Origin of the sequence: Nocardia sp. 852002-20019_SCH5090214 (genome assembly GCF_001665865.1) — a bacterium.
GTDB classification, from domain to species: domain Bacteria; phylum Actinomycetota; class Actinomycetes; order Mycobacteriales; family Mycobacteriaceae; genus Nocardia; species Nocardia nova.
This window is the reverse complement of the sequence record NZ_LZMK01000452.1, coordinates 1-10,179: the sequence shown is the minus strand read 5'-3', so window position 1 is coordinate 10,179 and position 10,179 is coordinate 1. Positions and strand designations below refer to the sequence as shown.

The following is a 10,179-nucleotide window of genomic DNA, read 5'->3' as shown; positions in this document are numbered from 1 at the left end:
AACATCGCCACCCCCTCCTACCTGGAGCAGTGGACGCGGCTGGTCGACGACCACGACGTCGCCGACCACTCCCGCTCCACCGGGCCGGGCGGCACCAACCGCAGCACCAGCTGGCGCGCCGAACCCATCCTCAACATCGCCAAACTCGCACGCCTTCCGAAAGACCGAGCCCTGGTCCGTCTCCCCGGCCACGAACCGATCCTGATCGAAAAGCGGTTCTGGTGGGACAACCCCGCTCTCGAACCACTCGTCACCCGCTCCCTCGCCCGCTACACCGACCCAGTCACACCACCGATCCAGCCGGACAACACGGGTGGGGCAGCAGGAGTCGAACTATGACCACACCCGCAATACCTGCAGCTTCACGACAGCGGAAGTCCATGGTTCCTGCGTATCCGGACTTCGTCACCTTCGCCGAGCAATGGCTGTTCCCGTTCGTCACCGTCCGCCTCGCCGAAGCCAACCGCGAACACACCTGGACCTGGTGCAATCAATGGTGGCGCCACCGCGCGGTCAGTGTGCGTGTGGCTTACCTGCACCGAGTCTTCGAAGCCATGCGCGCCGACAAGAACGCCGCCGGCCTGTCGACCTTCATACTCCACCACCTCGACCCCCACTTCCGCGTCATCCTCGACGCCGCGAATGGCCCACTGCACCGCTGCACGCGCACCAAGCATGTTGCCCTGCCGTCGCTTTCCTACGAGCACGTGCCGCCCGGATGGTTCAAAGCCCCAACCAAATCGGACACGAAACCTGGCCATACCAAGCCTTATCGGTTCGGGCATTACGCCGATTTCGTGGAGCAATGGCTGCTGCCGGTCACCGCCGTCCGCATCGCAGCCAACCACCGCGAGGACCAGAACACGTGGTGTCGGCGATGGTGGGACCACCGCAGCGTCGCCGTGCGCTTCGCCGCCCTGCACGCGGTATTCGAAGCCGCTCGCATCGCTGAGGATGGCTCTGCCATGTCGACACTGTTCGTCTCCCACATCGACCCGCACTTCCGTTACATCCTCGACGCCGCCAACGGACCCCTGCACCGCTGCACCCCTGACCGCCACACACCCGAAACCGGACTACCCACAGCAGAGGTGCCCGCCAACTGGTTCGCCGCGCTCGGAAACCCCACCCCAACAGAAGAACTCGGATTTGGGCCGGACTTCCGCCGTCATCGACATGCGGAGTAAGAGCGTGGGTGATATCGACATCCGGAGTCAAAGCGTGGCTGATACTGATGGCGCTCGTCGAAAACAGCCAGAGTCGCTAGCCGAAATTGGCCACCGGGCACGCTACAGACTCGTGTTCAGGTGGTCGTCGGCGGCCCACCGAGGTCGGCTACGGTCCGTGACAAGACCTAGACGCGCGGCGAGCTGGCCCAGGACACCGACCGACGGAACGAGCTGATCTGCCGGTGCTGTCGTTGGATGTCGCGGCATGTGGTCGCCGAGCCGGCCAGGGCGGAGCCATTCTCGTTCGCCTATGGTTCGAAGTGTGACCGAAATCCTCACCCACTCAGCGCCTTTCGCCGCCGCGGCGACTGCGATGCGCGAGCCGTTCCTGTTCCTCTACATCACCGAGAAGTGCCCGTTGCCCTGCGTTCACTAGGCAAGTCATCTGCCGGAATTGACTCTGTCGGCATTCCGGGAAGCCCGATTTGCGGCCTCAGTACCGTCGTTAAGCCGGACGACTTCGGGCCAGGCATGAACGTAGCGGTGCGACCGATATGGCGCGACTAGAGCGTGGTGGATCTCGGTCGTACGGGAACCCGAAACTCGGAGCCCGCCGACACGCGCCTCCTCGCGAACCTAGGTGTATGGCGACCAGCGCGTATCGTCTTTGCGCTGGAAGCTGGTGAAACGGTGGCGCCATTGCTCGTACAGCGACGGATTGGCGGACAGCACTGGCAGAACGCTCGTGACCAGTTGAAACTCTCGTAGGCGCCGCAGAATCGGGAACCCGCTCCACGTGGTCACGTCGATCCCGTAGGTGTCGACGACCTGCTGATGGAAGTTGGTGGTGTAGTCCATCCGAAGATGGCCGACGGCGACGGGGGCAAGGTCCCATTCCCGAGGGCCATATGCTGCGCCGTCGAAGTCGCAGATGACCGCGCCGGTTTGGCTCTTAATCAGGTTGCCGGTGAAAGCGTCGCCGTGAATCGGCCCCAGGGGGAGCGTCGGCTCGATGGATGCGAGGTCCTCGGAGAGCTCCTCGATGGTGTCGAGCAGAAACTGATGGTCGGCTGGGCCGAGGACTTGCTCCTCCCGGACGCGCTGAGTTATCGCCTGCAGAGGGTTCCACAAGGGCAGGGGGTCGGCGGGCGGTGGGAGCCCGTGAAGATGGCGCAGGATCTCGCCGAGGTCGACGCCGTTGGGCGGAGATGCTGGCGCCGCGGCGAGGGTGACGGTGTGCCAGAAGGTGATGGCGTGCTCGCCCATGTGAAGCGGTTGTGGGAGGTCGTCGACGAGCCGTACAGCCGGGGCCTCGTGTCGGGCTAGCCAGCGAGCGACGGTGATGACCTTGCCTACCCGTTGCCGGATGGCGGTCGAGCCAGATATCCGGACGGTGATCGGACTCGTGGCGAGGTTGTACACCGCGTTGTTGGTGAATTTCGCCAGCGCTGCGCCGCTGGCGTCGAGGCCGACTTCCGCGCACGCCGACTCCAAGACCGTGCGGGTCCAGTCCGCTGTTTCGCCGGCCTGTCGCGCGGGCGGAGGCGTCATACCGACTCCTGCAACGTGCAGATGGACCGTGCCAGATCGTGCAGACCCGGTTCCGGGGCGGCGTCGAGGGCGAGGTCGTATAGCGGCTTGAGTCGGTGGATGGTGCGCACGGACCGCACTGTAGATGCCGCAGCGACGGCTTGTCGTCCTGCCTGCAATCCGAGTTCGGTTGCCCCGACACGCAGGTACGCGCATCCCAGGGCTGTGGATTCGAAGCATCGGCTGCGGGTCATCTCGGGCCCGCGCATGCTGATGGCGCGCGTGAGGTGGTCGATGCCTGCCTGTATGTCCGCGTTCGTTGGCGAGGGTTGAGCGGTCAGAGCGACGCCGAACGAGGCGTTGAGGTCGGCCTCGCCGAAGAACTGGATCCAGGCTTGGGCGTTGTCGGGGGTCGAGCGGGTGAATTCGTCCTCGGCGCGGCCGAGGGACCGTTGCATCTGTGCGCGGTCGTCGAGCAGTGCGTAGGCCCAGGCCTCGTTGGCGCACAGCATAGCCACGGTGAGTGGGCAACCGGCGTTCTGCGCCTCCAACTGGCCGAGCTGGAAGAACTTCAGCGCCACTCGATACATCTCGGAATCGGGCTTGTTGCGGTGGCTCGCCTCCCCGCCGCGGTGCAGGTGCAGGCGGCCGGCACGGTAGAGCACGTTGGCCGCCAGGGAGTGGTCGCCGACCTTGTGAGCGATCGTGTGGGCACGTTGGAAGTGTTTGCGGGCCGATCGGTAGAGCCCGAGGTCGAAGCTGGTCCACGCCGCGAGGTTGTGCATATCGGCTAGGGCCGAACGCAGCTGCAGGTGGGTGCGTTCGCTGCCGTCGGAATTGAGTAGTTGCTGTGACCAACGCACCTGGGCTGCGATGGCGTCGCGACAGGCGCCTCCGCCGAACTGATAGTCCAGGGTGCGCATGGCCGCCGTGAGCGAGGTCATGCGGTCGATGTCGGTTTGCCCGATGCTGCCAGGCGCGGGCGCAGGTTCGGCGTCCGCGTCGAGGGGTTGCCACCAGGTGGCGGCGGTGTCGTCGTCGGTGCCCATCGTGACGTTGGCTGCGTGGGACAGCAGTTGTTTGATCTGTTCGCGCTCGGTGGGGTCGGCGGTGCAGGCCGCAGCCGCCTGGTCGAGGCTGTGGGCCAGCGGATCGTCGAACGCCAGGCCCATGTAGCCGCGCGGTATGCCCATCCCGTCGGCAACGCGCACGAGGACGTCCCAGGCTTGGATTCGACGGCCCTTGCGGATCACCTCGTAGACCTCGGACTGGTGCAGCCCAGTCATCCGCGCGATCTGGCGTTGGCCGATTCCCCCGCGCTGCAGCAGGTCGAACACGAGCTTGAGATCGCGAGCGGCCAGCGCCCGCCGCATCTGCGGTGACTCCCAGATCTCCGGCGCGACTTCATTTCGCTGTGGACTCACGCGACAGCTCCATCCCATTCGGTGGCCATCTGTTGTCGACCACATTCCCAGGTCCTCGGCCAGATCACTGGGAAACGGCTGGCGCCAACGAAATTGACTAGCGCTACCAGTCATCGAAGTGACGAGCCGAGCCGACCACCGTCGCTGCTTACCTGCGCCGGGCCAGCAGGTGAATCCTCGATGAACTAGCGAAAGCCACGGCTGGTCAGAACGTTTCGCAGAGCACCCGGTGCGAGCCATGTGCCTGCGGAGACGACACGGCCACCCGCGTCGGGAAGGCGGCAATCCATGGTTCAGATCGTCTCGTGCACCCAACCAGTTACTCACGAAGTCGAGCCCGATCACGGAAGTCCCACTGCGGCCGACCAGGGCCTGATCGGCGGTCGAGGAGCATCCTCACGAGTCGGTGTGCGTCCCATGCAGGTCGCGGTGGTAGGGCAGGGCTACGTGGGGCTCCCGCTGGCCCTGCATGCGGCAGCGGCCGGCCACCATGTCATCGGGTTCGACACCGACCGCGCCAAGGTCGATGGCCTGAAGTCCGGCCGCTCGCCGATCGAGGATGTCGCCGACAACGCACTGCAGTCGGCCCTGAGCGGCGGCAGGTACAGGCCGTCGTCGCGGCCGCGCGATCTGGTCGGGTTCGACATCGCGGTGATCGCCGTGCCCACGCCGCTGGCAGACGGAGAACCTGATCTGGCGTTCATCCGGGCAGCGGGACGGTTGGTGGGTGTCCACCTGCGCGCGGGCGCCCTCGTGGTGCTCGAGTCCACGAGCTACCCGGGCACCACCCAGATCCTGGGCGACGTGCTCGAATCAGCATCGGGGTTGAAGCGCGGCGCCGATTTCGGGCTCGGTTTCAGCCCCGAGCGCATCGACCCGGGCAACCAGCAGTGGACCGTCGCGACGACACCCAAGGTCGTCTCTGGGATCGACACGGTGTCCCTGGCCCGGGTCGCGGAGTTCTACGCCGGCCTGGTCGATCGGGTCGTACTGGTGGACCGGTGCGAAGAAGCCGAGCTGGCCAAACTGTTGGAGAACACCTTCCGGGCGGTCAACATCGCCGTGGTCAACGAGCTGGCCGAGATCGCTCGCCGTGCTGGCGTCGACTTCCGTCGGGCGCTGGCCGCGGCGGCGTCCAAGCCGTTCGGGTTCATGGCGTTCGACCCCGGGCCCGGCGTCGGCGGGCACTGCCTGCCGGTCGACCCGATCTACCTGTCCTGGTGGGCCGAACAGCACGCCGGAGGGCGATCCGCGCTGATCGACCTGGCCGCCCAGATCAACAATAGTCGCCCGGCCCAGGTCGTCGAACGGCTCGCCCTCTCCCTATGCGCGCGCGGCCGTGACCTCGCCGGCGCGCAGATCCTGCTGTTGGGGCTGTCCTACAAACCGGGCAGCGGCGATATCCGTGAGTCTCCCGCTGTCGAGGTCGCCCAGTTGCTCACCGCGCGCGGCGCCCGCGTCGTGGCGTGTGACCCGTTCGTGCCCGCGTCTGCGGCCACGGGGATCGTCCTGATCGAGGACCTGTCTCTCGAGGTGGCCGCCGCCGACGCGGTCGTGGTGCTGACTGATCACGATTGCTTCGACTATGACCGGATCGCCGCCGAGGCCGCGTTCGTCTTTGACTGCCGCGGCCGCGTGGCCGCGAGCTCGACCGTGGAGCAGCTGTGAAGGCGGGCGTGCGGGTCACGGTGACCGGCGGCGCCGGATTCATAGGTTCGAATCTGGTCCACCAGCTCCTGCGGAACCCGGCGATCGGCGCGGTCACCGTCATCGACGATTGCTCGACCGGCACGGTGGAGCGCTTGGCAGCCGACCGATCGGCGATCGACTTCCGTCTCGCCAGCATCCTGGACCCTGACGCGGTCACCGATGCGGTCGCCGGTGCCGATGCGGTCGTCCACCTCGCCGCGCTCGGGTCGGTGCCACGCTCGATCCAACACCCGCTGGCCAGCCACCACGCCAACGCCACGGGCACACTGCAGGTCTTGGAGGCCTGCCGCCGAGCCGACGGCCCGCTGCTGATCGCGGCGTCCTCGTCGTCGGTGTACGGGGCCAACCCTCGGCTGCCACGCGCGGAGGACTCCGTGACGATGCCGGTGAGCCCGTACGCGGTGACCAAGCTGGCGACCGAGGCCTACCTGGGCGCCTACCACGCCAGCTTCGGGCTCCCAGTCCTGCCGCTGCGGTTGTTCAACGTCTTCGGGCCCGGCCAGCGCGCCGGACATCCCTACGCCGCGGTCATTCCGCGGTTCATCACCGCCATGCTGGCCGGAGAACCGATCCAGGTTCACGGTGACGGCACCCAGACCCGGGACTGGACCTTCGTCGACACAGTGTGCCAGGTGATCGGTGCCGCGATCGTCGACCGGGTGACCAGCCCGTGGCCGGTGAATCTAGCCTTCGGCACCCAGCACTCGGTCCTCGAGGTCGCCACCGAGATCGCCGATCTCCTGGGCCGCGAACTCACCGTCGAGCACACCGCGCCGCGTCCCGGCGACGTCGCCCACTCCCACGCCGATCCGGCGCGATTGCGTGCGCTGTTTCCCGCCGTCACCACCTGCGGGTTGCGCGAAGGCCTGGCGCGCACCATCGCCTGGCATCACGAACTGGGCGAGGTGAGTCGATGCACATCCTGATGTATCACCTCGTCGACGACGCGGTCACCGACCCGATGTCGGTGCCCCTGAACCGGTTCCGCGCCCAGATGCAGCTGCTCGCCGAGCACTACACGGTGCTGACCGAGACCGACCTGCACCGGATGATCACCGCCGGCGCGCGCCTGCCATCCCGGTCGGTGCTGCTCACCTTCGACGACGGCTACACCAACACGATCACCACGGTCCTGCCGATCCTCGAGCAGCATGGGCTGCCCGCCGTCATGGCCGTGTGCGGCGGCTACCTCACCCCCGACCGGCCGCTGTCCACACCCCATGTCGTCGATCAGATGGCGGGTCTGGCCGGTGTGCGCCGATGGCTCGCGAGCGGGCGCAGCGTCGCCGCACACGGTTACACCCACCAACGCCTCACCACCGCAACGGATCTCGGCCTCGCGTGGCAGGTCCTGGGGGAACGGGAAACGCTCGCCGATCTGCTCGGTGGCCCACCGGCGACGTTCGTCTACCCCTACGGCGCCTACGACCTGCGCGTGCAGCGTGTGGTGGCGCGCGTCTACCCGCTGGCGATGGCGACCGACGAGCACCACCGGGTCGACATCGGCCATCCGTACAGCCTGCCGCGCATCCAGGTCGACCCGAGCTGGAGCCTGGCCGCGTTCCAGGCCGCGCTCGACAGCGACACCGACCCGGCGACCGCCCAGCACAACGCCCGACGAGTCGACACCGCCGCCGGCCGATCCTCAGGAGTATCCCGATGACCCTCCACCCGCGCACCGTCGCGCTGTACTGGCACAACGGCAGGTCCCTGGGCCACACCTCCGGAGCGGCGAAGGTCGCACAGCACCTGCTGCGCTCGCCGCAGATGTACTCGATCGCCGGGATCACCGGCGCCTACCGCGGCCTGGACCTGCTGCCAGACCAGGTCGACCTCATCAAGATCCCCTCGTTCGCCAACTTCGACGACCCGAGCGGATGGAACCTGCGCCCGCGCCTGGCCATCAGCGAAGCGACCTTGCACCAGGCCCGCGCCGACCTGATCACCACGTTCCTGCGGCACTACCGACCCGATGTCTTGATCAGCGACCACATCCCGCGCGGCACCGACGACGAGCTGGTGCCCGCGCTGGAAGCCCGTTACCCCACCCACGCGGTGCTGAGCCTGCGCGGGGTGTTGTTCGACCGAGACAAGACCATGCGCAAGTACTTCGGTCCCCAGCACCGGGGCCCGTGGGTGCTCGATCATTACTGCCAGTTCAACGTCCATATCCACCCCGAGGTCTTCGACCTCGCCGAGTACTACCGGCTCACCGGTGAAGCCGCACAGCGGCTGCACTACACCGGCTACCTGGCCGAACCGGTCCCTTACACCCGCGACCAGGCCCGCACCCGGCTCGGCATCGCCGCCGAGGAGCGGTTGGTGGTCGCGGCCATGGGCGGAGGCCAGGGCGCGGGCGAGCTGTGGCAAGCGCTCTCGCGGGCACTGACCACCCGCCGTCACGCGTTCGATCGGGCACTGCTGGTCACCGGCCCCTACCTGGAACCGGCGGATCTACGTGCACTGCACCAGTATTGGGCCGACGACAACACGGTCGAGGTCCGCGCCTACGAGCCGGATCTGAAGCCGTGGATGCGGGCCGCGGACCTGTTCATCGGCGCCGCGGGCGCGAACATGCTCGGCGAAGTACTCGCCACGGCCGCCAACACGATCGCGATCCCGCGCCAGATCCGGGAGGTCGAACAGCAGGTCCACTCCCAGCGGCTGCACCAGCTCGGCATCCTGCGCAAAGTCGGTCTCGCCGAGGCGCTGGCGGGGGCGCTCGACACCGAAGTCGCACGCGCCCTGCACGATCCGCTCATCGCCGACGGCACCCGCTACCTGTGGGACGGCGGCTCCTACGACCGTCACCTGCCCGGCACCGAGACCGGGACGCGATGCGCCTGCGTGAGCTCGCTTCGGCACGCGCCCATGGTGCAGGCATGAAGCCGCCCGAGTGCCTGATCGTGCGGTCGACCAACCTGATGCTGGCCGACCCCACGCACGCCGCCCACGGACAGATCGCGATCTGCGAAGGGACCATCGCGGCCGACCCGACCGGGTGCGGCCACCGCCCGCGCGTGCTCGAGGCCGACGACGACCTGGTCGGGCCCGGACTGGTCGACCTGCACCTGCACGGCGCCCGCGGGCACGACTTCACCGAATCCGACCCTGCCGCCTGGCGCCACATCCTCACCGCTCATCTGCGCGCCGGAACGACCACCGCGCTGGCCACCCTGGCCAGCACGACCGCAACGGCCACCGCCGCAGCGCTGGCCACAGCGGCCGATCTGCTCACCGCCGAGAGAGCACCGACCCTGGCCGGTGTGCACCTGGAAGGCCCCTGCCTGGCCACCGCCCAGCGCGGAGCCCACGATCTCGCTCATCTGCGGACTCCTGGCGAGCTGCTCGCCGAGCTGACGCCGCTACCGCCGGTCCTGCAGATGGTGACCCTCGCACCCGAGCTGCCCGGCGCCGACACGCTGATCTCCTACCTCGTCGACCACGATGTGCGGGTCTCGGTCGGTCACAGCCAGGCCACCCCGGCTCAGCTGCAGACCGCCCGGAACCGGGGCGCGACGCACCTCGCGCACCTGTGGAGCGGGCAATCCGCGCTCACACGGCCCGGCGTGCACCGGATCCCCGGTCTGCTCGAGGCGTCGCTGGCCTCCGATGAGTTCACCGCCGAACTCATCGCCGACGGCCACCACCTACCCGCCGAGCTGCTGACCATCGCCCTGCGCTGTCTCGGCCCGGACCGGCTGTGCCTGGTTTCGGACGCGACCGCCGGGATGGGCCTGCGGCCGGGGCATACCTTCCGCACCGGTGCCGCGACCGGCCGGGTGCAAGACGGCTACGCGACCACAACCACGGCGAAAAGCCTGTGCGGCAGCGTCGTCGCGCTGTCGAGCACATTGCCGCGGATGCGGGCGCTGACCGGTGCCTCGGTCGGTGAGGTCATCACGATGGCCACCGCGACACCGGCCAGGGTCCTGGGCCGCTACCCACGGATCGGGACACTGCTGCCGGGTGCCCGCGCGAACCTCACCGTCTGGAGCGCCGGCCTGACCTTGGCCTCGGTGGTGCTCGACGGCCGGCTCGTCCTCGACGAAGCGGACTGCCCGCGGTGAGCGCGCTGATGCGGGTCGTGTTGATCGGCGCCGGAGCTCGCGCCCGAAAGCTGTACTTGCCGTGGATCAACGGGGACTTCGGGCCGCGGGTCGCCGAGGCGGAACTGGTCGCCGTGATCGACCGGGATCGGCATGCGCTCGACCATGACGGTCACCGATTCGCGGGCAGTATCGCCGCGCCCGGCGATGTCGACCGGGTCCTCGGCGACACCGAACCCGACCTGGTGGTCATCTCGACACCGGATGCCGAGCACCGCCACGTCGCCGAGCGAGCCC

At 68.0% G+C, this 10,179-nt stretch carries 9 protein-coding genes and 1 pseudogene; 8 read left to right on the top strand and 2 right to left on the bottom strand.

The genetic code is table 11. The features are described 5' to 3' along the window. Together A5780_RS41630 and A5780_RS38620 are read left to right on the top strand one after the other, a co-directional pair. Positions 1-339, top strand: a pseudogene (locus A5780_RS41630) (hypothetical protein); the annotation flags it as partial. Then, positions 336-1,187: a DUF4913 domain-containing protein gene (locus A5780_RS38620; protein ID WP_082976971.1), complete on the top strand. Its 852-nt coding sequence runs from the start codon at positions 336-338 to the stop codon at positions 1,185-1,187. The pseudogene A5780_RS41630 and the gene A5780_RS38620, both read left to right, overlap by 4 nt. A gap of 618 nt (positions 1,188-1,805) precedes the next feature. Here A5780_RS38620 and A5780_RS38615 read toward each other — a convergent pair. Both A5780_RS38615 and A5780_RS38610 read right to left on the bottom strand, forming a co-directional pair. Continuing rightward, positions 1,806-2,720, bottom strand: a complete 915-nt coding sequence (locus tag A5780_RS38615; RefSeq protein ID WP_062968456.1) for an aminoglycoside phosphotransferase family protein — start codon at positions 2,718-2,720, stop codon at positions 1,806-1,808. After that, a complete protein-coding gene (locus tag A5780_RS38610; protein WP_156769782.1) occupies positions 2,717-4,123 on the bottom strand; it encodes a transcriptional regulator in 1,407 nt (468 codons plus the stop codon). Before A5780_RS38610 ends, A5780_RS38615 begins: the two co-directional genes overlap by 4 nt. 417 nt (positions 4,124-4,540) lie before the next feature. Here A5780_RS38610 and A5780_RS38605 point away from each other — a divergent pair, with 417 nt between their 5' ends. The 6 genes from A5780_RS38605 to A5780_RS38580 form a co-directional block, all read left to right on the top strand. Continuing rightward, positions 4,541-5,791 carry a nucleotide sugar dehydrogenase gene (locus A5780_RS38605; protein WP_062968459.1) on the top strand — a complete coding sequence of 417 codons (1,251 nt, stop codon included), beginning with the start codon at positions 4,541-4,543 and terminating at the stop codon, positions 5,789-5,791. Beyond that, positions 5,788-6,759 (top strand): NAD-dependent epimerase/dehydratase family protein, encoded by a 972-nt coding sequence (locus A5780_RS38600; protein WP_227994935.1) that lies wholly within the window; start codon positions 5,788-5,790, stop codon positions 6,757-6,759. Before A5780_RS38605 ends, A5780_RS38600 begins: the two co-directional genes overlap by 4 nt. Beyond that, positions 6,747-7,496: a polysaccharide deacetylase family protein gene (locus A5780_RS38595; protein ID WP_082976970.1), complete on the top strand. Its 750-nt coding sequence runs from the start codon at positions 6,747-6,749 to the stop codon at positions 7,494-7,496. Before A5780_RS38600 ends, A5780_RS38595 begins: the two co-directional genes overlap by 13 nt. After that, complete coding sequence (locus A5780_RS38590) at positions 7,493-8,719, top strand: glycosyltransferase family protein (RefSeq protein WP_062968463.1); 1,227 nt, start codon at positions 7,493-7,495, stop codon at positions 8,717-8,719. The genes A5780_RS38595 and A5780_RS38590 overlap by 4 nt, the downstream gene beginning before the upstream one ends. After that, entirely contained in the window at positions 8,716-9,903 is a 1,188-nt protein-coding gene (locus tag A5780_RS38585) for an N-acetylglucosamine-6-phosphate deacetylase (protein WP_062968465.1), read from the top strand. Before A5780_RS38590 ends, A5780_RS38585 begins: the two co-directional genes overlap by 4 nt. Further along, positions 9,900-10,179 (top strand): Gfo/Idh/MocA family oxidoreductase (locus A5780_RS38580; RefSeq protein WP_197521969.1); only part of this gene is annotated, 280 nt, incomplete at its 3' end. The genes A5780_RS38585 and A5780_RS38580, both read left to right, overlap by 4 nt.